The following is a 24,163-nucleotide window of genomic DNA, read 5'->3' as shown; positions in this document are numbered from 1 at the left end:
AATATCACCTTTGATTTTCTACACCAACTTCTTCATCTCATCAATACGTGCAACGGTCGCGTCGTATTTGGCTTGGTAGTCGGCTTGTTTGTCGCGTTCTTTTTGGACGACTTCTGGTTTGGCATTGGCTACGAAACGTTCGTTAGAGAGTTTCTTGCCGACCATGTCCAGTTCTTTTTGCCATTTAGCCAGTTCCTTGTCGAGACGAGCCAGTTCTTCTTCGACATTGAGGAGGTCAGCGAGTGGCAGGTAGATTTCTGCTCCTGTGATGACGCTTGACATAGCGAGTTCAGGTGCAGGGATGGTTGAGGCGATTTCCAAGTGTTCTGGATTTGTGAAGCGTTTGATGTAGTTGACATTGCTGTTAAAGAAGGCTTCCAAGTCACTATCGCTTGTCTTAACAAGGATGGTGATTGGCTTGCTTGGAGCTACATTTACTTCCGCACGCGCATTACGAACGGCACGGATCAAGTCTTTGAGACTTTCCACACCAGTATGAGCCGCAAGGTCTTCAAAGGCTGGGTTGACAGTTGGGTATTCTGCTGTAACAATAGAGCCTTCTGAGATTTGTCCAAAGATTTCCTCTGTCACGAATGGCATGATTGGGTGAAGGAGACGAAGGATCTTGTCCAAAGTGTAAAGGAGAACAGAACGTGTGATGACTTTCTCTTCTTCATTTTCGCTATAAAGGACTTCCTTGGTCAATTCAACATACCAGTCCGCAAACTCATCCCAAATGAAGTTGTAGAGGATGTGTCCAGCCACACCAAACTCAAACTTGTCAAAGTTGGCAGTTGCTTTTCCGATAGTTTCATTGAGGTTGTGGAGAATCCAGCGGTCTGTGACATTTCCAGCTTCCTTGTTGGCAACTTTTTCGACATTGGCAGTTGCTTGCTCAAGGGTCAAGCCTTCATTGTTCATGAGGATGTAGCGAGAGATGTTCCAGATCTTGTTAATGAAGTTCCATGAAGCATCCATTTTCTCGTAAGAGAAGCGCACGTCTTGACCTGGTGCAGAACCGTTTGAAAGGAACCAACGCAGGCTATCTGTTCCGTACTTATCAATAACATCCATCGGATCAATCCCATTGCCCAGTGATTTAGACATCTTACGGCCTTCCTCGTCACGAATCAGACCATGAATCAATGCATTTTTGAATGGCGATTTGCCAGTAAATTCCAAACCTTGGAAAATCATTCGAGATACCCAGAACGGGATAATATCATAACCAGTCACCAAAGTTGATGTTGGATAATAACGTTTGAAGTCTTCTGAGTCGACATCCGGCCAGCCCATGGTAGAGAATGGCCAAAGGGCAGAACTGAACCAAGTATCCAAGACGTCTTCGTCCTGAGTCCAACCGTCGCCTTCTGGAGCTTCTTCGCCGACATATATTTCACCCTCAGCATTGTACCAAGCAGGGATTTGGTGACCCCACCAGAGCTGACGAGAGATTACCCAGTCGTGGACATTTTCCATCCACTGGAGGAAGGTATCGTTGAAACGAGGTGGGTAGAATTCTACCTTGTCCTCTGTGTCTTGGTTGGCAATAGCATTTTTGGCCAATTGATCCATCTTGACGAACCACTGAGTAGACAAGCGTGGTTCAACCACAACACCAGTACGCTCTGAGTGACCAACACTGTGGACACGTTTTTCGATTTTAACAAGGGCACCGATTTCTTCCAATTTAGCCACGACGGCCTTACGAGCTTCAAAACGGTCCATGCCTGCAAATTCAAAGGCCAAGTCGTTCATGGTTCCGTCGTCGTTCATCACGTTTACTTGTGGCAAGTTATGACGTTGACCAACCAAGAAATCGTTTGGATCATGGGCAGGTGTGATTTTCACGACACCTGTACCAAACTCAGGGTCTGCGTGCTCATCGGCAACGATTGGGATCAATTTATTAGCGATTGGAAGGATGACGTTTTTACCAATCAAGTCCTTGTAGCGTGGGTCTTCTGGATTGACCGCTACCGCAACGTCCCCAAACATGGTCTCAGGACGAGTAGTCGCAACTTCAAGGGCGCGTGAGCCATCTTCTAGCATGTAGTTCATGTGGTAGAAGGCACCTTCGACGTCCTTGTGGATAACTTCGATATCAGAAAGAGCTGTGCGAGCTGCTGGGTCCCAGTTGATGATGAATTCACCACGGTAAATCCAGCCTTTCTTGTAAAGGTCCACGAAGACTTTGCGAACAGCTTTTGACAAACCTTCGTCAAGAGTGAAACGCTCACGAGAGTAGTCTACAGAGAGCCCCATCTTGCCCCATTGTTCCTTGATGGTTGTCGCATATTCATCTTTCCATTCCCATACTTTCTCTAGGAATTTTTCACGACCGAGGTCGTAACGAGTAATGCCCTCACCACGTAAGCGCTCCTCAACCTTAGCCTGAGTCGCAATCCCCGCGTGGTCCATCCCTGGAAGCCAAAGTGTATCAAAACCTTGCATCCGTTTTTGACGGATAATGATATCTTGCAAAGTCGTATCCCAAGCGTGACCAAGGTGAAGTTTACCAGTCACGTTTGGCGGTGGAATCACGATTGAATAAGGCTTAGCCTTTTGATCGCCTGAAGGCTTGAAAACATCAGCATCAAGCCATTTTTGGTAACGACCAGCCTCAACCTCGGCTGGATTGTATTTAGGTGAAAGTTCTTTAGACATGTGTTTGTCCTTTCTCTATTTTGTTCATTTTATTTTGAATTTGCTTAGCAGCTTCTTCTGCAGACAAATTCGTATTATTTATTTTAAAGTAGTGGTGCAACTCATTAGGTTGACGTTGGGAATTTAATTGAAGTGTTTCAGTAGTCTCTAAAATTTCTCTTTCAGATATCTCAATATGCCGTTTCAAGGGCTTGTGCTTCAACCGGTTCTCCGTTCGATTTCGACGTAAACGCTCTTCAAGACTTGTTTCCAACTCCACAAAAAGAATCTCTTGATGAAAGTTATCCAATAAATCCTGAATTTGCTTTAAATACATCAGCTGGTACTGATTTGAAAAATCAATTACGTCAGTTAAAATTACTGATCGCTGATTTCTTGCACTTGCTCCAAGGAAAGAAAAAGTGATTCCACGAACAAATTCCCACATTTCCTCTGTAAAGTTCTGATAGATTTCTAGTGCAAAATCGATGGCTTGATGGTTATAAAAGAGGGTAGAATCCGTCAGTCGAGACAGTTCTTGACCAATCGTCATTTTTCCTGAGGCCGGAGCACCAATGATGAAAAGATGCATCAAATCACCTCCCACTCACTCCTCAGTAAGCCATATATGAGACTGTCACAGCGGTTCCCTTGAACATCCTTTCGGTCTCTTATGCGAGCTTCGAGGGTAAATCCAAGTTTTTCTGCGACTCGTTGACTTTGGACATTATAGTCAAAGCAAGAGAGTTCAATCTTGTGAAGCCCTAATTCTTTAAAAGCCAGGTTAATCAAGGCACTCGCCGCTTCGGGCACATAGCCTCGCCCCCAATAGTCTGGGTGCAAGGTATAGCCGATTTCCAGCACATCATCTTCATGGCGATGGTTGAAATCGACAGAGCCAACGATCTTATCGGTTCCTTTGACGACAATCCCGTAGCCTGCTGGGAGATTTTCCTTTTGATTGCGCTCGGGAAGGATATGCTCTAGATAATAAATCTCATCTTCCAAGGTCTTGACAGGTGGAAAACCTGCTGGGTAAGAAACTTCTGGACGACTAGCATAGTCAAAGATATCCTCTGCATCCGCCACTGTACGAACTCGTAAGACCAGACGCTCTGTTTCCAACCGTTCTGGTAACTCAGCTCTTGTCATCCTTCTTCCTCGCTTTTTTGATGAAGCTCCCCTTAATATCTACACGCTTGTCCAGATAACGATAGACGCGCTGATATCCATCTCCCATGAAATAGGTTGGGGCAAACAGTTCATTTCTAAAATGTCCCTTTTCATCCAAAAGTTCTGGGTCAACAAGTCTCTCAACAATCTTAGCGAAAATATGACAAATTCCCTCTTCCTCAACAATCCTATCTACCTGACAATCCAAAACGACTGGACAATCCTCTAAAATCGGTGCCTGAGTTCGTTCAGAAATTTCATAATGCACTCCCAAACGTTCCAATTTCTCCTGATGACTGATAAAACCAGCCTGCTCCATCTCGAGCATGAGATTTTCATCAGGGATATTCACAGTAAATTTTTGATAATGTTTAATTTGCTCTGCGGCATTCTCTTTCGCAACGACTCCAATCACAATCCAATCTCCTAGACTATAAGAGGAACTACAGGTCGTGATGTTATAGCCAAAATTCTGATCTTGATATCCTAAAATAAAAACAGGAAAGCCATAGTATAGTTTATTAGTTTTAAATGATTGTTTCATAACAACCTCCTTTGACTAAGACACAAAAGAAAAGCCCTGTCATCTACATGACAGGGACGAATGTGCTTATCCGCGGTACCACCCAATTTCGGGCAGAGCCCGCCACTCTCGTCTTTAAAACAAAAAGACACTTTTATTTCATTTTTTCATCCATCAGCAACCAGTTTTGACACATTTGTGGACTTCTCAGCGCCGCCACTTTCTGTAAAATGTGGGATTCAAAACACCTCTAATGGCTCTATTGTAGCAAGATTTTTTCGGAAATGCAAGGGACAAGAAAGATTACTTGAACTTAATGCCGTTTTCTTTCAATTTCTTAATAGTAGCTGGGCCGATTCCTTTCAAGGCAAGGAGTTCTTTTTCAGTCCAGTTTTTGAAATCTGAAGCAGACTTGATTCCTTCATCATAGAAAGTCTTAGCACGATCAAGTGGAAGTCCACCCAAGTTTGCTGCAAAATCTTCTACAGAATTGGCTACTTTTTGAGCTTGCTCTTTGGTAGCTTCTACTGCTTGTTCAACTTTTTTAGAAACAGCCTTACCAGCTTGGCTTGCTGACTGTTCTGCACGTTTTACGACTTTTTTTGTCTCTTCTACAACCTTAGTCACAGTACTTGAAAAAGCACCTGCACGACGGAGGCTATTTCGTAATTGTTTTTTACGATTGAGTTTCTTTGACATGATAAAATCCTTTCAATAAAAAACCCCTGCTCTAACAAGGATTTAATATAAATATTCTATCAAGATTTTAGTAAAAAATCAAGAATCTATCTCGTTTAATAATTTCGCTCACCGAATAAGCCATCTGGCAAATCATGGAATCCCTTGCCTGCCTTGAAGTTTTCAAACTTACCAAGCAAGAACTGATAAGCATCCAAGCGACTTTCGTAGCGAATCATGGCATCTTTGGCACGCTCGTCTTGGTCTTCTTCGTAGACTTTTTGGCTTTCCTTATGTGCCATGTCGTTGATCATGATTTGGGTATTGACCCAGGCTTCAAATTCCTTCATAAATTCTTGTTCGTAACTCATTTTTTCTCCTTATTCTAATCCACGGAAATAGTCCGTGTCAATCTCACGGTAGGGCTGGATATCCTGAACGTATTCCAGCACACCTTGGAATTCTCCGTTTTCATCGTGCACTGCAGCGTAGGTGATGTGGACAAACTTACCTCGCGACTCAGACTTGAACCACATTTCATACTTGTCTTTGCTTCCCTCACGAAGTCCCTTCATGATGGTCTTGACCTTGTCCAAGTACTTAGGTGGATGACAGAGTTCAACATTGCGCCCAACTTGGGACGGCGTCCGTTTGAAAATCATCTCATCAGCTGGCGTATTGTCATTGTAATACTGGAAAATGTCATCTTTATTGACAAAGGTAATCTCCATAGGGAGATGATTGAGGATCAGATTGGCCTGCTCGACTGAAAGATAGCCATTACCAAAAGCCTGTTGACTATGGCGGTCCAGCACTGCTTCCTTTTCCTTAGGGGTAAAGGTAATGGTAAACTGACCTTCTGGCGTATCAATAACCTGCTGAACTTGACCCTCTGCCGTATCTAGCTGTACAGGCTCCTCTTCACTCTTTTCCTCAACAAAACTCTGGCGTTCTGGCACCCATTTCTCAGACGGACGGATGATAGCATAACCATAGGCATCGCTCTCCTCCGCAATCTGAAGCCAGTCATCTTGAGTAAAGGACTCGAGGAGAATCATGAGAAGGATGGACTCTTCCTTGAAAATCATACTTTCAAACTCTGTCGCAAAGGCTTCAAAAGCTTCTTTTACGCTGCTAATTGACACTTCTGGTAGTGACTTGGCTGTCGCTAAAGCTGTTTGAAAGAGTTCCCTGATCTGATCATCCACTCCCCACATGACCTTAGGAGGTGAATCGTGACCATAGCTCTCCATGATGGGGAAGAAGAGCTCTTCCTTACGCTGGTAGTGGATGTCAAATTGCCCCACAAGTCCCATCTGACGCACCAAACCCTTGCGCATCTCCGCCAGCATTTCCTCATCTTCCATAGACTCATAGATATCTAACAATCTCCGAATACGAATCAAGGCCGCACGGAGGGCCAGATTTTCTTCCTTAAAGACCCGAACGGGGTGGCCAGGATGCTCGGTATCCTCTACTTCGACATCCTTAACAGCATTTTTAAAAAGATTGGCATGGACATCACAGAGTTCCATAACATCTTCAAAGGTGACACCTGAGTCTGAGTTCATCAGCTCGTGCTCCATGAGGGAAATCTCGATGGCTGAAACACCTGTAAAGGTCGCATCAAAGCGCTCCTGAACTGATTCAGGAGAGGCGCCATTATGCAATTCTAACAAAATATCCCGTAGGACATGAATCCGTTCATCTGCCATTAGTCTAATCCAATCACTTCGTAGCCGTTTGCTTCCAGCGTGCGGACAATCTTGTCCATAGGAGTTCCTTCAAGCTTAGAACCCTGTTTAAGCGATACTTTGCGACCAACTGTATTACGCATTAAAGGATTAGCAAGGGGTTTAAAACCCAACTCCACTAGAATCTCTAAGACCTCTGGATGCTTGTCCACCACTTCTGCAACAGGAATTGAAACATCGATGATATTGTCCATGACGACCTCCATTGTATGTTCTAAAATGATTTTACTGCTTATATTATACCATATGGAGAGAGATTAAAAAACTAGCAGTGTAGTTCCTGCTAGTTCTCTGCGACTTGGATTACCATCTAGATAAGTTTAAAGAGCCAATCCAATATCTTAAATACTATCTTGTAAAACAACAATTGGACTGCAAAAGAGATGATCATCCAAAAGAATTTCACAATCCCAAAAATTGGTTTGATAAAAATAATGGCAAGAAGTCCCCAGAAAAATTTCATTTTTTATCCTCTGGCTTAATGAGCCACCGAGCTGTATCCATTAGCTTATCTGCAATAAAGAGTTTTCCCAGACCAACAACGACATTGTCATCTTTCTTTATCGTTTTCATGACTTTTACACCTTGCATGGTCAAAAAGTAATTCCCGTAAGTTTTAACTAGAGTTTTTATGAGTCCCATATCACTCTCCTTCGATGATTTCAGCCTCTTTTCGGATCGTTTCAACATCTTCTTGATATTGAACTTCACTATAGTTGACTAGTTTAGACAATTCTTTCTGCAAGCTTTCACCCATCGGTTTCATAGTTGCAAAGGTTAAACCACCTGAAATGATACCTCCCAAGATAGGTATGAATTTCCCCATTCCTTTGGCCAGCCCTCCCTTGGTCAGATTCACACCAAATATTCTTAAGACTTTTTTCAAAATAGGGTACCAAAGCGTCTTTGTTAAAGCTTTATTAGGTACTGTTTTCATTACCTGTTTAGCAATTGTTATACCACCTGCACGTAGCAAGGCAGCGGTTCCATTTACCCCCAACATGACGCCTAGATAAAGCAAAAGGGTATTTTGAGCATCTTCACTCAACTCATCGCGTGAAGCCCAAAGATCCTCATATCCATAAATATAACCTAGTTCTTGGGCTAATTTTAAAGAAAAAGCATAAAATTGAGCTACATCCGCTGGAATGGTAATTGCCATAGCAATCCCTCCAGGTAATCCTGCCAAAACAGAGGTTCCACTCGCCAATAAAACATTATCCCTAATGCAGGCATTAGCCACTCTATCTAAGGTTTCTTGAGATAAGAGAGACGTTGGGCCTTGTTCTAATAAGGTAGGAATGTCCTGTGGATCCAATTCTTTGGAAAACTTATCCACTAAAAATTTCGAACGATCAACCTTAACAACAGGTAGTTTCACCACTTGTTGCAATACTTGCATAGCTAAGTCTTGTTCAGCCATATAAATACCTCTTTTTCTTGTATCTTTCTTTCATAATATCACACTATCTGAATTTTATAAAGCTTTTTAATAATCTTTAACTCTAGAAAGATTCCCTAGCATGCTTTGTAGTCATTTCCCCACTAAAAAAGAGGGTTGCCCCTCTTCTTAGTTCTTATCCAGATTGCGTAGCATCTCGTCAATCTTGTTTCCATATTCGATGGATTCGTCTTTGACGAAGGTCAAATCTGGGATTTTGTACAATTTCAAATTGCGACCAAGTTCACGTTTGATGGTACCAGTTGCTTTTTCAAGCCCGATTTGGGCTTTTTGATTATCCGAAGCAAGGTTACTCAAAATGGTGTAGTAAACCTTGGCAACAGACAAGTCACCCAGCATCTGAACATCTGTGATGGTCACGCCTTGGACACGCGGATCACGGACTTTCTTTTGCAAAATCTCATTGACTTCACGCTTGATTTCCATGCCTACACGATCTGTACGGAAATGATTTGCCATGATATTCCTTTCTCTACTTTGAACCAAAAGCTAGGCCAGCAGACCTAGCTATTTTTAAACTTATTGATTTTCAGTTCAAATTGAAACGAAGTTCAATTTGAACTCATCCGCTTCTTTCGCTGTGGTGAAAGTGATGGAACTGATTTATCAGTCCCATCACAGGGGATTTTTGAGACCCTAGGCTCAAAAATAAGCAATGAAACCATCGGTTTGCTTGCGTCCCTCACCACCTAAGAAAGGAGCAAAAATCTTATCTTTTAATTTCTTCCATGACATAAGCCTCAATCACATCATCCATCTTGATATCATTGTAGCCATCGATCATCAATCCACCTTCGCGGCCGTTTGTAACTTCTTTCACGTCGTCTTTGTAGTGTTTCAAGCTTGCGAGTTCGCCATCATAGATAACAACACCGTCACGGATAACACGGACTTTAGAATCACGGGTAACCTTACCGTTGATAACCATGAATCCACCGATAGTTCCCACTTTAGACACCTTGAAGGTTTCACGAATAACTGCTTCACCGATAACTTTTTCTTCAAATTCTGGATCAAGCATCCCTTTCATGGCTTCTTCCATCTCTTCGATAACCTTGTAGATAATGCTGTGGAGACGGATTTCTACATCATCAGCTTCTGCTTGTTGACGAGCTTGTGGTGTAGGGCGTACGTTGAAACCAACGATAAAGGCATTTGAAGCTTCGGCAAGGGTCACGTCTGATTCGTTGATGGCACCGACTGCTGAGTGAACGATGGTAACTTTAACACCTTCCACATCGATTTTTTGAAGTGAGGCAGAAAGTGCTTCAACTGAACCTTGTACATCGGCCTTGATAATAACGTTAACTGATTTGAGTTCACCAGCTTTAAGCGTATCAAAGAGGTTTTCAAGGCTGACACGTTGAGTAGCTTGACGTTGTTTCATGAGGGCACGTTTGGCACGCTCTTCACCTGCTGCACGCGCAGATTTTTCATCCTCGTAAACAGCAAAGTGGTCACCCGCCATTGGCGCTTCATTCAAACCTGTAATAGAAACTGGTGTTGATGGTCCAGCAAATTTAACACGACGGCCAAGGTCATTGGTCATAGCACGGACACGACCGAAGGTATTTCCGACAACGATAGGGTCTTGAACATTCAAAGTACCTTGTTGAACAAGAAGGGTTGCGACTGCACCTTTTCCTTTATCCAAGCGAGCTTCGATAACTGTACCGATCGCACGAACTGTTGGGTCTGCCTTGAGTTCTTGGATTTCAGCTACAAGAAGGACTGTTTCCAACAATTCTTCGATGTTTTGGTTGAATTTAGCTGAGATTTCAACAAATTCAGAATCTCCGCCCCAAGCTGTTGACATAACACCATGCTCTGCCAATTCACCGATAACGCGTTCTGGGTTAGCACCTGGTTTATCAATCTTGTTGATGGCTACGATGATTGGAACGTTGGCCGCTTTTGAGTGGTTGATGGCTTCGATAGTTTGAGGCATAACCCCGTCGTCAGCCGCTACAACCAAGATGGTAATATCGGTAACAGACGCACCACGCGCACGCATAGAGGTAAAGGCCGCGTGTCCTGGTGTATCAAGGAAGGTAATCTTCTTGCCATTTTCAACGATTTGGTAGGCACCGATATGCTGAGTGATACCACCTGCTTCACCTGTCGCAACGCGAGAGTTACGAAGGGTATCTAGGAGTGTTGTTTTACCATGGTCAACGTGTCCCATGATAGTTACAACTGGTGGACGCTCAACCAATTCATCTTCATTGAGATAACCATCTTCGACAAAGAAACGTTCGATATCGGCATTATCCACTTCAACCTTTTGTTTGGCTTCGATACCGTAATCCACCATGAGGAGTTCAATTGTTTCCCCATCCAAGGATTGGTTCTGTGTGGCCATGACACCCATCATGAAAAGTTTCTTAACGATTTCAGCTGGTTCACGTTTGATACGTTTTGCGATTTCCGCAACGGTCATACCATCTGTATACTCAAATTCTGTTGGCAATTCATGGAATTTACGCTCTGTAACAGGTTTTGGAGTCTGATTACGGTTGTTCTTGTTATTACCTTTTTTGTTCTTTTTGTTGTTATTCCAGTTACTATTCTTTTGATTTCTCACTTGATTTTGACTACTTCGATTCTTTTGTTGTTTTCTAGGACCATCTTCTTCGTGATCATAATCGTCACGATTTTTGTCTGGTCGAGCTTGTTTTTTACGACGTGTATCCACTGCAGGTTCTTTTTTCTCAGGGACGACTTCAACCACTGCTTGAACTTGCTGTGCTTGTTGCGCTTGTTCAGCTAACTTAGCCACTTCTTCAAAGATTTCCTCTGGTTCCTTGCGTTTGTTAGCTTGGGCCAAGGCTTCTTTGGCAGCCTGAGTCTGCTTGAAACGTTCCTCACTTGAGCGGGCATATTCTGCATTTTGCTCTGCTTTTAGGGCTGCTGCACGGGCTTTAAAGTCAATGCGTGGAGCCGCTTGATTTGGACGTTTGTCCTCTTGTTGACGGCGCTCATTACCACGATTTTGCTGACCTTGCTGTTTCTTAGCTTGGTCATTAAAGCGACGATTATCGCGGTTGCCTTGACCTTGTTTTCCACCATTACGGCCGTCGTTTTTCTGACGATTTCCGTTTTGTTGTTGGTCACGGTTATTGCCCTTGTTTTGCTTGCGTCGTTCTGCCTGCTCTTTGGCACGAGCTTCACGCTCAGCCTTGAAATTACGGCTTTGCGGTTTAGCTGCTGCTTTTTCTGTTTTAGGAGCGACTGGCTCAGCCGGTTTTGCCTCTTCCTTAGCCACAGCTGGTTTAACTGGCTCAGATTTTTCAACTTTCTTTTCTGCACTTGCTTTTGGTGCTGCAGGTTTTGCTTCTACTTTCGGAGCAGCTACAGACTTAAAGCTGGCAGCGATTTTTGCAGCGACAGCTTCTTCCACACTTGATGAGTGGCTTTTCACATCCAAGCCCAACTCTTTTGCACGCGCTACAACTTCTTTACTTTCTTTTCCAAGTTCTTTTGCGATTTCGTACAATCTTTTCTTAGACAAATCATGTCCTCCTCTTCTATTCCATAAGAGACCTCATTTTCTTTGTAAATCCAGCATCTGTTACAGCCAAAACCTTTCTTGATTTCCCGACTGCTATGCTTAATTCCAGTGTTGAAAACACGGTTACAATTTCTACTTGATAATAATGACTTTTATCTTGAATCTTCTTGGTCAGATTGGGTCCAGCATCATGGGCTAGAAAGACTAACTTGGCCTTGCCGTCTTGAATGGCCTTGACCACCAATTCTTCACCCGATATAATACGCCCTGCTCGTTGAGCAAGTCCCAAGAGATTGCTTATCTTTTGCTTATTCAAGTCCTAACTCTCTTCTTTTCACTTTGTGATCCACATAAGCGATCAACTCGTCATAAAAGCTTTCTTCCACTTCCATGCTAAAGCTACGGTTAAAGACCTTCTTCTTTTTCGCCTCTAGGGCTTCTGCATTGTCTAGCTTGATATAAGCGCCGCGGCCATTGGCCTTGCCTGTCGGATCGATAAAGACTTGCCCTTCTTTGTTTTTGACAATGCGGAGCAAATCACGCTTATCAATCACTTCGTTAGACACGACAGACTTGCGCAAAGGGATTTTTCTTGTTTTCATCTTTCCCTCCTCTAGCAGCTTTTATTCTTCTACAGTATCGTTTTCTGCTTCCAAATCTACCGAACCAGCTTCTTCCATGGCTTCAAATTCGCTAGCAGACTTGATATCAATACGGTAACCAGTCAAGTGAGCTGCCAAGCGCACGTTTTGTCCACGACGACCGATGGCAAGAGAAAGCTTGTTATCTGGAACAACCACCAAGGCACGTTTGCTGTCGTTTTCATCAAAGATAACTTGGTCAACTTCAGCAGGAGCAATGGCATTGTAGATAAATTCAGCTGGATCTGCTACCCACTCGATAACATCGATATTTTCTTCGATTGGCACCATACGGTCGCTCTTGGCATCGTAGCGAGCTGGGTGGAATTTGCTAGTAATCTTCTTGATATTCGCTCCACCACGTCCAACGATTGTACCGATAGCATCCACGTTTGGATTATGGCTACGAACGGCAACCTTCGTACGGTCACCAGCTTCACGAGCCACGCTCATGATTTCAACAGTTCCATCATAAACTTCTGGAATTTCTTGCTCCATCAAGCGTTTGATCATTTCTGGATGGCTACGGCTAACAAAGACATTCACACCGCGAGGGTTGTCTTCAACCTTATAAACATATACTTCGATACGATCATGAGAAGCAAAAACTTCTCCAGGAATTTGGTCTTGTTTTGACAATTGGGCTTCAATGCTGCCAAGGTTGACATAGATGAAACGGTTGTCAAAGCGTTCTACAGTACCAGACATGATTTCTTGCTCATGTTCTTTGTAAGTATTGTAAGTGATGGCACGTGTTTGCTTACGCATTTTTTCCATGATGGTTTGTTTAGCAGATTGGGCTGCTACACGACCGAACTCAGCTGGTGCTTCTTCAAACTTAATCTTATCACCAAGTTCATAGGCTGAATTAATGGCAAGAGCATCTTTCAAGCTGATTTCCAAACGGCTATCAAATACTTCATCAACCACTTCACGGACAGTATAGACTGTAAAGTCACCTGTTTTTTCGTTAAAATCAATAGCTACGCTGTCTGATTGACCATAGCGTCTGCGATAAGCGGAACGAAGCGACTCTACTACTGCGTCGATGATGTCTTCTTTTTTGATTCCCTTGTCTTCTTCCAAAATGCGGAAGGCCTCTAGCATTTCTTTACTCATGTTTTCTTCACTTTTGAATCCTCAAAAGCTATCCTTTCTTTTTCTATAATTTAACTGCTAAACGTGCTTTTGATACTAAACTGTATGGAATTTGGACGGTTTTCTTACGCGTCTTGTCCATATATTCCATAGTCAACTCGTCCTCTTCAAAGGCCAACAAGGTTCCTTCAAAGACCTTTTGCTTATCGATGGCTTGGTAGAGCCCGACATGGATGTATTTACCAACCGCTCCAGCGACGGCATCCTTGGTTTTCAAAGGACGTTCCAAGCCTGGACTGGTAATTTCTAGGAAATATTGTTCTGGGAAGGGATCTGGCTTGATGGTGTCTAGGACAGGACTGATCATTTCTGTCAAGTCTGCCGTGTCGTTCAAGGTAATTCCTTCAGGTTTATCTACAAAAATACTGAGAATCATGTCACTGCCAATCTTTCCATACTCGATATCCACGAGTTCGAAAGGAGCTTCTATGACAGGTTCTACAACTTCTCTGACTAATTCTACGATTGTTGCGATTGCGTCCACCTCCTCATAAGCAAGAGGCGAAGATATTTCCCCGCCTCACTTTTCATATTCTTACTCATAGTATAGCACGTTTGCCAACTTATGTAAAGCAAAAGCACCTATACAGCCTGATTTCAGGCTATTTCTTAAAATTCTGCCTCAACTCGGTAGATAACTTGCCCCTTGTTGGAGAATTTTTGCTCGTATTCTGTCATGACATTGCCTTCAAAATCACTGGCATGTAAATCTAACCAGACACCATTGAGCTTCATGCCATACTGAGAAAAGCTCACTAAACTGTACTCAAACAAGCCACGGTTATCCGTCTTGAAATGAATTTCTCCATTTTCAGGCAAGATGCGCTTGAAGGTATCCAAGAAGGTCTTGTAGGTCAAACGACGCTTTTCATGGCGTTTTTTCGGCCAAGGATCTGAAAAGTTCAGATACAAGCGGTCGATCTCACCGTCTTCAAAGTAGTCAGTCAAGTCAGAACCATCTACCCACAAGAGCTTAATGTTAGGCACTCCAACTTCAAGCACCTTGTCCAAAGCGTAGCTCAAAACAGACTTTTGAATATCAATCCCGATATAGTTGATGTCAGGGTTTTGCTTAGCCATACCTGAAACAAAGGCACCCTTTCCACTTCCAACTTCCACATGAATAGGATTATCATTGCCAAACAAGTCCCGCCATTTCCCCTTGGCTTCCAAGGGATTGAGGACCACATACTGGGGATTTGCCTCTAGTAATTCTGTCGCCCCTTTACGATTTCTAACTCTCATCTTCTCTTTCCATACTTGTCTCGGAAGTGACGCAAGCCATGAATCTCCCGATTGACATTTTCTAAATCTTGGTTCATATAATACTTGGAAATCTGGCTCAAGTAAGACAATTGACCGTACCAATACAATTTATTTAATACCGTTTGATTATACTTATAGCCGTAGTAGGTCAACCATTCCTTCCACTGATATTCTGGAATATAATGGCAGAGCATATGGGCCACATCCAACATGCGATCGGTCAAGCGAACCGAATCCCAATCTACCAAATAAATCAAGCCACTATCTGTCTCAATCCAATTACTATGTCGTACATCTCCATGGACAATGGTCGCATAGTCCTCTCTAAATCCTGGAATAGTCTGACGTAAATCAGCCATCACTTCACTGATAAAATGATTTTTACGCAAAGCATCTGGAGCCGTTTCCTGCCAAGACTGTAGTAAATCTACAGGTGTTTCCATGGCATAGCCCAAACGACTCAACTGCGTCATCAAAGGACGTGAGCGATGAAGGCGGGTTAAAATATTGACGATTTGTTTACGATTCATATCATAGGGGGTCAATATCTTGCCTGTCAACCATTCTTGAGCACACATATCACGCCCATCTGCCAAACGGCGACTCCATAATAATTGTGGAGCAATTTGTTCTCTAGCTAGACCAGGTAGGATTGGAGAGGTGTTCATTTTTACAAAGATGCGCTTTCCATCAGGATAGCTACCCATATAAGCCTTGCCACTTTTCCCAGGTATGGGAGTCAGTGTTAGCTCATTATCACCCAAATCCATTTCTTTCCTCCGTATAAAGTTTCCTTACTATTCTACTAGTTTTTGCCCTATTCGTCAACCGCTCCACACCCGATTCTCAAAGAAAAGCCTCTGGATTGGCTTGAGTATCATTATAGAAAGAAAAAGGTAAGCACCATCTCCTACTTACCTTTTCATAATTTTTATAAATAATATAAGAGTGGCCAACTGTTGTAAAACATGTGGACCAGAGTAGAAACCCATAAGTTTTGGCTCTTTTTATAAGCAAAGCCCAGCAACAAGCCCCCAAGTAGATAAAAAATAAACGAAGGGACATTAGAAGGTCCATGTATGAAAGAAAAGAGAGAGGAAGTTAGCACAAGCCCTAACCAAGAGTTGTCAAAAACCGCACCTTGAAGAAGTCCTCTGAAAATGAGTTCCTCCTGGATGGGGCCAAAAACTGAGGTAGTCAAAATCAAAGACAGAGAAATTCCTCTGCTGACTTCCGCCAAGTGTTGAACTCCTGCGCCAGAAGAAACAGCGAAGAAATGAATATAAACCAGCGTCTCAAGTACACTTAGAAGAAAGATTGCAGTGAAAAGCAAAAGTTGTTTCTTGCTTAACATCCCAAAAGAAATCATATCAAACTTTCTAGCATAAGCAACACTCAGCGAGGTTACTAGAAGACTTACAATAATCAATTCAGATTCATTTTGAAAAAAATCCCCATGGTTAATCGTATAAGGAACTGTAATGACGATTATTAGTACTAAAAATCCAAAACACAAGGCATGAAATTTATCAAAAAACTCCATAAAACTATCCTCCTCAACAAACAGACTTCCTACACGTCATTCTTTAGTTCTAGCCTTTCCAAAACAAATCATTTGAGTAACCAAAATCCGACCACATAACCACCCCCCTAAAAAGATAGCCATTAAAGATAGCATGGGGTTTAGGAAATAAAAGGCCATAACAGATACAAAGGTTAGCACAAAAACATTAAAGGTAATGGTGTCAGAAGCCAAGACCAGAATATAAGGAGTCAACCAGTCTAAGGTTTTTGAATTTAGGAAAAATAAGTGTTTATACATGATGACCTCCCCTTTTCAAGCTCTACTTCTGTAAGATTAAGAAGGCAGTTTGTTCTTTTTAAGGCTAACCTGACTACTAGATAATAGATACATTAAGGCATTAAAGACAATGAAAATATGTCCATAGAATAAAATCAACTTCGCATCCAAACCAAGATAAAGTTTGACCATCAAAAAGATAAGCAAAAGAATTTGAAACCATACCGTTTTTCCAAAAATAAATTTAAAGCGGTTTTGAATGTCTACTTCCTTGATTTTTATCGCCACCCCTTTATTAGCAAAAAGGAAAACGCCTGCTTCAAATAAGCCACTGTAGAGAACAAGCCACCCAATCGACACATTAGAGATTTGTAAAAATGTCCCTAAAAGAATATTCAACATACTACTCACGAAAATAACAAGAAATAATCTGTATTTCATATTAAATACCTCCATTCATTTATTTCACGAACGTTTTAATAGAAGCTTCTAATCCAGAAGAGGAAGACAAACTACTTTTTATAATACTTCAAGCCCCAAATGAGCAACAGCATGATAAGCAAGCAGAGAACCGCGCCAATATAAGCGATTAGTTGTTGGTAGGATTCTCCTGCTGTGATACCTCTATACAAACAGATAATAGACATAAAGCCTGTCAAGCCAATATACATGAGTTGATTGGTTCTAGGGCTAACCAAATCATCATCTTCAAACTCTCTTATCCTCATTTCCCTAGTGAGGTAAACAGTGACCAAAATGGAAGCTAAGTTAATAACCACTAAGAGAAATTGGAAAACTAAGGAAAAATTTAAAAACTGACGAGATAGAAATAAATAAGTAGAGACAAGCAAGGGCAACTGACCTAGGAACAATCTCGCAAGGAAGATGTTCCGTTTTTTAGCAAGAAAAGTTTTCATTTCTTTTCTCCTTTCTTTTTCATTAAAGCAAAATAAATCATCACTGCAATCACATAGGCTATGGTATAAAATAGATGATACCAAGCACTCTCCCTAAGCGGATATAGAAAGATGGACATGATCAGATACAAGATGAAAATGATAAATATTTTTTTCTTCATAAGATTTCCTCCTAAATGTGTGCTTTATCTTAGTTGAGCTAGAATCTTTACACTGCTAGTATAGCACTCATTTTATCCTTGGATTACTCAAATCACAAATGGTCATCAAAACATCTTGAATTGTTAAAAATAAAAAAAGCAAGCATGAAAAACATACTTGCCCTTTACACCGTATTGATACCAACTTAATTTGTAGATTTTTTATCCTGCTATCACATATCATTTTAACAGGCGAAACAATATTAAAGAAACTCAACTGTAGATTAAACTAGCGATAAAAAATCTCTTTATCTAATTAGATCTATCTTTATTCTTCTTTGGAGATTTTAAAAATTTTTCCCTAATTAAATAAGTAACAAAAGAAATAAGCATACTAACAACAAAAACAATAAGAAAACTTTTGAAATCCATAATTACCTCCAAGTACACAAACTCAAGTCTTTAAGCAACCATAATAGCCAATTGTAACATTGTTTTTGCATTCACGAGGAATACCTCTTTTTATTTTCGTCCTATTGCAATCTTAACAATGCTAGTATACTACTATTTTTTAAAATTTTCCATCCAAATCATAAATGGTCATCAAAACATCTTGAATTGTTAAAAAATTTAAAAAGCAAGCATGGAAAACATACTTGCCCTGGGGGAACTTAACAACGTAAAGATCTAAAATTGAAAGCTATGCACCCTTACTTCCGTCTGTTCTCATATATTCTCATGATTGCAACAAGAATAGCAGCTGTCCCACTTGCCAAAGCGATAAGGGTAATGATAATGTTGAGGATTTCAGGCGTACTCCCTATTCTGTTGATAAGACGGAGTAGGGATATAACTGTCAACTGAATCAGGAGTATTGATTCTACTCTTACCATTGAAGTAAGTCTGTTTTCAACTGCATATAAAAAGGCTGGTAGCATAACACAGGCTATAGCAATCACAAACAGATTGCCACCCGTTTCTTCTCCCTTGTTCACCACGGAAATCATGAGAAGATTCGATGCTATGATCAACGTAGAACAGATGATAAAAAAGGATTTCTTATTCATTTAATATACCTCGCATACTATAGTATTTTAATTGATGACTTTGGGCAGTACTTCTTTCCACAAATCTTCTAATCATCAACTGACATCGAGTGAATCGTTAAAACCTGACGAAAGACTTGATTTTGACAGGTGGTATTTAGACTGGTATTGGGATGGCTTTCCACAATTTTCATGACGGTATAGAGACCAACTCCTCTCTCCTCCCCCTTAGAGCTTGCTCCAAAGGAGAAGATTTCAGAAATATCTATTCCCTCTTCTTTGATGGAGTTTTCGATAATAAAGGTCTCCTGTGCTCCATTCTTTAAAAAGGCAATTGAAACATGAGGTTGACTAGCCTCTGCACTGGCTTCAATAGCATTGTCACAAAGGATAGACACAATGGTTAGAAAATCAAGTAGTCTCATCCCCTCGACCTGAATCTCCTCAGGAACTTCGACATTAAAGACAATATCCTTTTCTCTAGCTTTTATAAATTTTCCTGCTAGAAGACTTTTGAGGCCTTTATCACGAATATTCACCAATCGGCCCAGATCATATTTATTATCCTGCAATTTTTCACTAGAATCCTTTAAGACCGAGTCATAGACCTCTTTTATATGCTCCATATCCTCCTCTTCAATACCCAGACGTAAGCTGGTCAAGAGGTTGGTGTAGTCATGGCGAAAACTCCGTACTTCCTTGTAAAGTTCCTCTATATGCCGACTATAGCGTTCCATATCTCTGTAGCGCAAGGCCTGTTCTTGGTCCAATCTCTCATGGAGTTTGTCCTTCAAATAGGTATCTAGCTTCTTGATAATACCCATAAAAAAGAGTAGGTAAAAGACTAGGATGAGATGGCGAACAGTCGTTGATTGAATACCTTGTTCATATTCAAAGAAAGACAGACTTTGCATCACTAGATAGTAAGCCCCCATTATCCAGTTAATCGTAGTCAGGGACTTTTGAAAACCTTTATCGAGAGTCTCCCTTCTCAAACTAGTAAAATCATAGTCTAACCATTTCAAAAAGACTAAAACTATGAAGCAAACGAATATCGTCATCAATAAAAAGATAGGATTGCTACCTTTATCTACAATTTCTTGTCCCCAAAATGGAAGCACAAAATAGGAGACCCCTCTATAAAAGAGATTCACCAATATCATTGGAAAGAGACCATAAAAGAAGAGGAGTTTTTTAGGAAGCCCTCTTAACAGTAAGAAAGACAAACCTATACCGTACAAGGGTTCCATAAAATAAGATAGATAATCATTTCCTACTATATAGCTAATCATTACAAAAACAACTGCCAAAAGTAGCTTAAAAAGAAAGGCCTTAAAAATTCTCTCAAAATTGAGACCAATTCCATCTACCTTAAAGAAAATAACAATTTTTAGCCCATTAGTAATAAGCGTATACAATAATATCCAAGCAATATTCATAAACTCTCCTAGCTCAATGCAAGTTATTGATAGCCTCAGACACTTCTCTGACCTTATAACGCGCAATCATACAGCTTCCTCCATTGGGAAAGAAAAGGAGTTTTTCTTTCTTATCCAAACGAACCACATTGGCTGGATTGATGAGAAAAGAGCGATGACACTGCAAGAGACGAGGCTCCTGCTTGAAAACCTCCTCTAAACTCGCTGTAAATTCCAGCCTGTCCGTCTTGGTATAGAGAATAACACGATGGGCTCTGGGCGATGTTTCAAGATAATAAACCTCTTTAAAAGGATACTGGAATTGGGCAAATTTTGATTTAAAGTAAAAGCAATCTTCCGCCAGACTTTTACTATCTTGACTATTGGCATAGAGGAGGGCTGTCTCGATACGAGATTCAAACTCCTCTGCTGACAAGGCCTTATCAATGTAGTCCAAAGCAGACACTTGGTAGCGAAAGGACAGTGGCATAAACTCCGAGTGAGTCGTCACAAAGACAATCAGGGCATAGGGGTCTCGATCCCGAATCTTTCTAGCCACTTCCAAACCCTTCATCTCCTCATTTCGAATCTCAATATCCAAAAAGAATAGCTGATGGGCTCCCTTCTCATGCACCTCTGCCAGCAGCTGGTCTGGCTTACCAAAAACTTCAAAAGAACTCGGAGTAATATGATGTTCCTTCAAAAGTTTCTCAATCGTCGTTTCAATCCTAGTCTGTTGGGAAAAATCATCTTCTAAAACAAATATTCTCATCTTCTTACTCTCCTTGTTTTGATTTCTTCCTAAAAAGAGAATAGCAAAAATACTATGATACAAGCCCACCAAATCCTAAACAGGCATTCAACACTCCTGAAAGGTATCTTGTCCCTCAAATAAGCATGATAATCTTACAACTATTTTATCATAAAATCTTAACAGTACCATTCAGGAAATTTCAAGGACAATTAAAGATTTGAAGCTGAAAAAAACTCTAAAAATGATAGACTAACAGTATCAAAACACAGTTGCTAGAAACAAGACTGGCACCTAGATTAGAGGAGGAATTCTCATGACAGATACAGACCCTATCAAAAGAGCTCAGACTTTGATTACTGACTTAAACAAAGCCTACCAAGCATGCAAACAGGCAACTGCTGACGACGTCCGCTTTCAGGAGCAATTAAACTCTATTCTTGGTTTTCTAGCCAAGGTTGAGACTGTGGATAATCGAGTCTTGATTGAACTGGAAAAATTTTACCAGACTTCCAGTCTTCTCATGGGCCTCAGCGCTCTTGATCCAGATGCTCCTACTCGCGCCGCTTGGCGGGCCTATGACCGCTTCCACTTTGACCAAGTCAAGACCAAGTTGAGTCTCTACGGACCAACCATTATCCTGTAGAAAATAAAAGAAGCTGAGATAAACTGAACTCAACTTCTTTTTTAGTGTAATATAGGCAAGATTAATCCTGCATCTGACGTTTGACCTGATAAGGTAAATACAAGACTAGTAAAACCAAACCAGCTCCCAGTAAGGCTAAAAGGGCTAGTTTTTCTTGGAAGGTAATCAATCCGACAACTAATTCCACAAGTAAAACAAAACTGGTCAATCCTCGGACTACCGCCTGCAAGCCTTTTTCCTTTTGCCCCTTGTCCAGCGGAAAGAGTTGGGTCAAATACTGGTAGTCAAAGGCATGATAGAGGGCCAGCAACTGGAAGAGCAAGAGGTAGTTAAAGAGAACCACCACTGCTGTCGCAATCCAAGCTTGCTCGATAAAGACCTGCGCCAGTATGGAAAGCAAGAGCAGACGAAGACTGAGCGCAAAGAGGTCTCCATTTCGCAGATAAGAACGCAGATAGAGATTTTGCCAAATCTTTCCAGGCACCTTCTGAACAGCCTTTAGGATAAAGTCCAGATAGGCACGACGCTTGACGCTGTTTGAAATTCCCTTTACCTGCGTAAAGAGGGCAAAGAAACGAAGCAAGACTTGCTTACGCTTGCTTTCTTGGGAAATAACATAGTCCCAGTCCAGTCCAGTTTCAGTGTAAAATTTACTGGCCTTTTGACGAAAGAGCAGATATTTCCCTACCCCAAATAAAAGCACATAGATTAGGAAGACAGGCAAGCCATAACCCATCGCCAAAAATAAGGGCGCAAATAAAAGCAAGAAAAGGGTCTGGACAAAGAGCCAAAAGACTAGGGAAATGCCAGTTTGACGTTTGAGATGGAGTTTGATTTCCTCTTCTCCGACTAAGAGAAAGAGCTTGTCTGGAGCCTCCATATAGGTGGCAATTCCTCCCCAAAGCAACAGTAAAACAGACGTAATTCCTACAAATAAAAGGATAGGCCAATGATTTTCAGGAAAATCTTGTAAGAGTTGACTGTACTGGTAGGCTAAAAACCCCAGCAAGACAAGCAGGAACAAGACAAAGTGGTCATTGAGAACATAGCGCAGATAACCAAGACACTCCTTACGAAAATCCTGCTTTCTCTTTAAAAACAAGTCTTTCATAGCTCCTCCTCTTTGGTCAGAGCCAAGTAAATATCATTCAAACTAGCCTCAGGCATATCAAAGGCTTGGCGCAGTTGCAGGAGATTTCCCTTAGCACGTACCTCTCCCTTGTGAAGAATGACAAAGGCATCACACATCTTTTCCGCTGAATCCAGCACGTGGGTACTCATGAGAATGGACTTACCCTTTTGCTTTTCCAACTCCAAAAGCTGAATCAAGTCAGAAATAGCCAACGGATCAAGACCAAGGAAAGGCTCATCCACGATAAAGAGACTCGGATCCACCACAAAAGCACAGATAATCATGACCTTTTGCTTCATCCCTTTTGAAAAATGAACAGGGAACCAGTCTAATTTCTGGTCCAGACGGAACATTTTTAACAAAGGTTCTACTCGATCAAAAGCCACTTTCTGCTCGATACCATAAGCCATGGCAACTGTTTCGATATGCTCTCTGAGGGTCAATTCCTCATACAAACTAGGCGTCTCAGGAATGTAGCCAATTTGCTTGCGGTAGTTAGTCGCATCTTCTTGCAGGGTCGAACCATTGATATTGATGGAGCCACTATAAGGTGTCAAGAGACCGATAATTTCATTGATGGTCGTCGATTTCCCAGCACCATTGAGACCGATCAAACCGACCAGCTGCCCACTTTCAACAGTAAAGGACACATCTTTCAAGACAGGGACATGAACATAGCCACCTGTCAGGTTTTTAATTTCTAACATATTTTCTCCAAATCTGGTATAATGTAGCTATATTATATCAAAATTCAATACAGTAGAGGTAGATTTTATGTCAGATTGCATTTTTTGTAAAATCATTGCAGGGGAAATTCCTGCTTCAAAAGTATATGAAGATGAGCAGGTTCTTGCCTTTCTTGATATCTCTCAAGTGACACCAGGGCATACCTTGGTCGTGCCAAAAGAACACTATCGCAATCTTTTGGAAATGGACGCTACTAGCGCCAGCCAACTCTTTGCCCAAGTACCAAAAGTGGCTCAAAAAGTCATGACAGCTACCAAAGCTGCTGGTATGAATATCATTGCTAACTGTGAAGAAATCGCAGGACAAACAGTCTTTCATACCCACGTTCACCTCGTGCCTCGCTACAGTGCGGACGATGACCTCAAGATTGATTTTATCGCCCACGAACCAGACTTTGACAAACTTGCTCAAGTTGCTGAAACTATCAAAAACGCCTAAGGAGTTGCCATGAAATTATCTAATCTACTGCTATTTGCAGGAGCTGCAGCAGGAAGTTATCTGGTCACAAAAAATCGCCAAACCATCACAGATGAAGTCTTGAATACCACTGACCGCGTTCAAGCTATCAAGGACGATGTGGATATTATCCAAAACAGCCTGCAAATCATTGACCAGCAAAAAGAACTCATCAAGGAATACCAAGAAGACCTGACTTACAAGTTTAAAGTCTTGGAAAAAGATATCCAGACTAGACTAGCTGTTATCAAAGAAACACAGGAAATCGAAGATAAGTAAAAAGAGCCCGACGGCTCT

Annotated in this window: 29 protein-coding genes and 1 pseudogene; 3 read left to right on the top strand and 27 right to left on the bottom strand. The window is 41.5% G+C overall.

The genetic code is table 11. The features are described 5' to 3' along the window. Window positions 1-18: 18 nt before the first annotated feature. From B7695_RS02640 to B7695_RS02510, 25 genes and pseudogenes are all read right to left on the bottom strand, one after another. Complete coding sequence (locus B7695_RS02640) at window positions 19-2,667, bottom strand: valine--tRNA ligase (RefSeq protein ID WP_084889575.1); 2,649 nt, start codon at window positions 2,665-2,667, stop codon at window positions 19-21. Next, window positions 2,660-3,238, bottom strand: coding sequence for an AAA family ATPase (locus tag B7695_RS02635; RefSeq protein WP_084889574.1), 579 nt, complete (start codon window positions 3,236-3,238; stop codon window positions 2,660-2,662). The genes B7695_RS02640 and B7695_RS02635 overlap by 8 nt, the downstream gene beginning before the upstream one ends. Continuing rightward, window positions 3,238-3,798: a GNAT family N-acetyltransferase gene (locus B7695_RS02630; protein WP_084889573.1), complete on the bottom strand. Its 561-nt coding sequence runs from the start codon at window positions 3,796-3,798 to the stop codon at window positions 3,238-3,240. Before B7695_RS02630 ends, B7695_RS02635 begins: the two co-directional genes overlap by 1 nt. Then, the gene (locus B7695_RS02625; protein WP_084889572.1) at window positions 3,785-4,363 is read right to left on the bottom strand and encodes a flavin reductase family protein; all 579 of its coding nucleotides are present in this window, start codon (window positions 4,361-4,363) and stop codon (window positions 3,785-3,787) included. Before B7695_RS02625 ends, B7695_RS02630 begins: the two co-directional genes overlap by 14 nt. Before the next feature lie 282 nt (window positions 4,364-4,645). Then, a complete protein-coding gene (locus B7695_RS02620) occupies window positions 4,646-5,041 on the bottom strand; it encodes a helix-hairpin-helix domain-containing protein (RefSeq protein WP_000038635.1) in 396 nt (131 codons plus the stop codon). A 95-nt stretch (window positions 5,042-5,136) separates the two neighbouring features. After that, window positions 5,137-5,391 (bottom strand): DUF1912 family protein, encoded by a 255-nt coding sequence (locus B7695_RS02615; RefSeq protein WP_000119706.1) that lies wholly within the window; start codon window positions 5,389-5,391, stop codon window positions 5,137-5,139. A gap of 9 nt (window positions 5,392-5,400) precedes the next feature. After that, window positions 5,401-6,735 carry a DUF438 domain-containing protein gene (locus tag B7695_RS02610; protein ID WP_084889571.1) on the bottom strand — a complete coding sequence of 445 codons (1,335 nt, stop codon included), beginning with the start codon at window positions 6,733-6,735 and terminating at the stop codon, window positions 5,401-5,403. After that, window positions 6,735-6,968 (bottom strand): DUF1858 domain-containing protein, encoded by a 234-nt coding sequence (locus tag B7695_RS02605; protein WP_000368739.1) that lies wholly within the window; start codon window positions 6,966-6,968, stop codon window positions 6,735-6,737. Before B7695_RS02605 ends, B7695_RS02610 begins: the two co-directional genes overlap by 1 nt. A gap of 265 nt (window positions 6,969-7,233) precedes the next feature. Then, the gene (locus B7695_RS02600) at window positions 7,234-7,416 is read right to left on the bottom strand and encodes a hypothetical protein (RefSeq protein WP_084889570.1); all 183 of its coding nucleotides are present in this window, start codon (window positions 7,414-7,416) and stop codon (window positions 7,234-7,236) included. Window position 7,417: 1 nt separating this feature from the next. Beyond that, window positions 7,418-8,197, bottom strand: a complete 780-nt coding sequence (locus B7695_RS02595) for a hypothetical protein (RefSeq protein WP_084889569.1) — start codon at window positions 8,195-8,197, stop codon at window positions 7,418-7,420. A gap of 147 nt (window positions 8,198-8,344) precedes the next feature. Next, window positions 8,345-8,695 (bottom strand): 30S ribosome-binding factor RbfA, encoded by a 351-nt coding sequence (rbfA, locus tag B7695_RS02590; RefSeq protein ID WP_001273601.1) that lies wholly within the window; start codon window positions 8,693-8,695, stop codon window positions 8,345-8,347. Window positions 8,696-8,945: 250 nt separating this feature from the next. Next, window positions 8,946-11,747: a translation initiation factor IF-2 gene (gene infB, locus B7695_RS02585; RefSeq protein ID WP_084889568.1), complete on the bottom strand. Its 2,802-nt coding sequence runs from the start codon at window positions 11,745-11,747 to the stop codon at window positions 8,946-8,948. Between the two features lie 16 nt (window positions 11,748-11,763). Continuing rightward, window positions 11,764-12,063 carry a YlxQ-related RNA-binding protein gene (locus B7695_RS02580; protein WP_001041390.1) on the bottom strand — a complete coding sequence of 100 codons (300 nt, stop codon included), beginning with the start codon at window positions 12,061-12,063 and terminating at the stop codon, window positions 11,764-11,766. Then, entirely contained in the window at window positions 12,056-12,349 is a 294-nt protein-coding gene (rnpM, locus tag B7695_RS02575) for an RNase P modulator RnpM (RefSeq protein ID WP_000857562.1), read from the bottom strand. Before rnpM ends, B7695_RS02580 begins: the two co-directional genes overlap by 8 nt. 21 nt (window positions 12,350-12,370) lie before the next feature. Continuing rightward, the gene (gene nusA / locus B7695_RS02570) at window positions 12,371-13,507 is read right to left on the bottom strand and encodes a transcription termination factor NusA (protein WP_000032285.1); all 1,137 of its coding nucleotides are present in this window, start codon (window positions 13,505-13,507) and stop codon (window positions 12,371-12,373) included. A 43-nt stretch (window positions 13,508-13,550) separates the two neighbouring features. Then, window positions 13,551-14,030 (bottom strand): ribosome maturation factor RimP, encoded by a 480-nt coding sequence (gene rimP, locus B7695_RS02565; RefSeq protein WP_001808916.1) that lies wholly within the window; start codon window positions 14,028-14,030, stop codon window positions 13,551-13,553. 125 nt (window positions 14,031-14,155) lie between these two features. Then, the gene (gene trmB / locus B7695_RS02560) at window positions 14,156-14,791 is read right to left on the bottom strand and encodes a tRNA (guanosine(46)-N7)-methyltransferase TrmB (protein WP_001266094.1); all 636 of its coding nucleotides are present in this window, start codon (window positions 14,789-14,791) and stop codon (window positions 14,156-14,158) included. After that, window positions 14,788-15,582, bottom strand: coding sequence for a cell cycle regulator CcrZ (ccrZ, locus tag B7695_RS02555; protein WP_049524267.1), 795 nt, complete (start codon window positions 15,580-15,582; stop codon window positions 14,788-14,790). The genes trmB and ccrZ overlap by 4 nt, the downstream gene beginning before the upstream one ends. A gap of 161 nt (window positions 15,583-15,743) precedes the next feature. Continuing rightward, entirely contained in the window at window positions 15,744-16,355 is a 612-nt protein-coding gene (locus tag B7695_RS02550) for a CPBP family intramembrane glutamic endopeptidase (RefSeq protein ID WP_084889567.1), read from the bottom strand. A gap of 68 nt (window positions 16,356-16,423) precedes the next feature. Beyond that, a pseudogene (blpZ, locus tag B7695_RS02545) lies at window positions 16,424-16,634 on the bottom strand (immunity protein BlpZ). Window positions 16,635-16,670: 36 nt separating this feature from the next. Next, entirely contained in the window at window positions 16,671-17,054 is a 384-nt protein-coding gene (locus B7695_RS02540; RefSeq protein ID WP_192855714.1) for an immunity protein, read from the bottom strand. A gap of 71 nt (window positions 17,055-17,125) precedes the next feature. Further along, window positions 17,126-17,530, bottom strand: a complete 405-nt coding sequence (locus B7695_RS02535; protein WP_049505115.1) for a hypothetical protein — start codon at window positions 17,528-17,530, stop codon at window positions 17,126-17,128. An 850-nt stretch (window positions 17,531-18,380) separates the two neighbouring features. After that, window positions 18,381-18,677: a hypothetical protein gene (locus tag B7695_RS02520; protein ID WP_235230875.1), complete on the bottom strand. Its 297-nt coding sequence runs from the start codon at window positions 18,675-18,677 to the stop codon at window positions 18,381-18,383. Between the two features lie 128 nt (window positions 18,678-18,805). Beyond that, a complete protein-coding gene (locus tag B7695_RS02515) occupies window positions 18,806-20,155 on the bottom strand; it encodes a sensor histidine kinase (RefSeq protein WP_084889563.1) in 1,350 nt (449 codons plus the stop codon). A gap of 13 nt (window positions 20,156-20,168) precedes the next feature. Further along, complete coding sequence (locus B7695_RS02510; RefSeq protein ID WP_049546811.1) at window positions 20,169-20,906, bottom strand: response regulator transcription factor; 738 nt, start codon at window positions 20,904-20,906, stop codon at window positions 20,169-20,171. Window positions 20,907-21,201: 295 nt separating this feature from the next. Between B7695_RS02510 and B7695_RS02505 the strand changes: the two genes are divergently transcribed. Continuing rightward, complete coding sequence (locus B7695_RS02505; RefSeq protein WP_084889562.1) at window positions 21,202-21,531, top strand: helicase BlpT; 330 nt, start codon at window positions 21,202-21,204, stop codon at window positions 21,529-21,531. Window positions 21,532-21,592: 61 nt separating this feature from the next. On the opposite strand, the gene B7695_RS02500 is transcribed toward B7695_RS02505, so the two are convergent. Both B7695_RS02500 and B7695_RS02495 read right to left on the bottom strand, forming a co-directional pair. Further along, window positions 21,593-22,642, bottom strand: coding sequence for an ABC transporter permease (locus B7695_RS02500; protein WP_084889561.1), 1,050 nt, complete (start codon window positions 22,640-22,642; stop codon window positions 21,593-21,595). Further along, complete coding sequence (locus tag B7695_RS02495) at window positions 22,639-23,370, bottom strand: ABC transporter ATP-binding protein (protein WP_084889560.1); 732 nt, start codon at window positions 23,368-23,370, stop codon at window positions 22,639-22,641. The genes B7695_RS02500 and B7695_RS02495 overlap by 4 nt, the downstream gene beginning before the upstream one ends. 67 nt (window positions 23,371-23,437) lie before the next feature. Between B7695_RS02495 and B7695_RS02490 the strand changes: the two genes are divergently transcribed. Together B7695_RS02490 and B7695_RS02485 are read left to right on the top strand one after the other, a co-directional pair. Next, the gene (locus B7695_RS02490; protein ID WP_084889559.1) at window positions 23,438-23,848 is read left to right on the top strand and encodes an HIT family protein; all 411 of its coding nucleotides are present in this window, start codon (window positions 23,438-23,440) and stop codon (window positions 23,846-23,848) included. A gap of 9 nt (window positions 23,849-23,857) precedes the next feature. Continuing rightward, window positions 23,858-24,145: a hypothetical protein gene (locus tag B7695_RS02485; RefSeq protein WP_000777754.1), complete on the top strand. Its 288-nt coding sequence runs from the start codon at window positions 23,858-23,860 to the stop codon at window positions 24,143-24,145. Window positions 24,146-24,163 lie beyond the last annotated feature (18 nt).

Source organism: Streptococcus mitis (assembly GCF_002096845.1).
GTDB lineage: Bacteria > Bacillota > Bacilli > Lactobacillales > Streptococcaceae > Streptococcus > Streptococcus mitis_A.
Note: the sequence above shows the minus strand (reverse complement) of the source record. Positions and strands in the feature narration are given on the sequence as shown.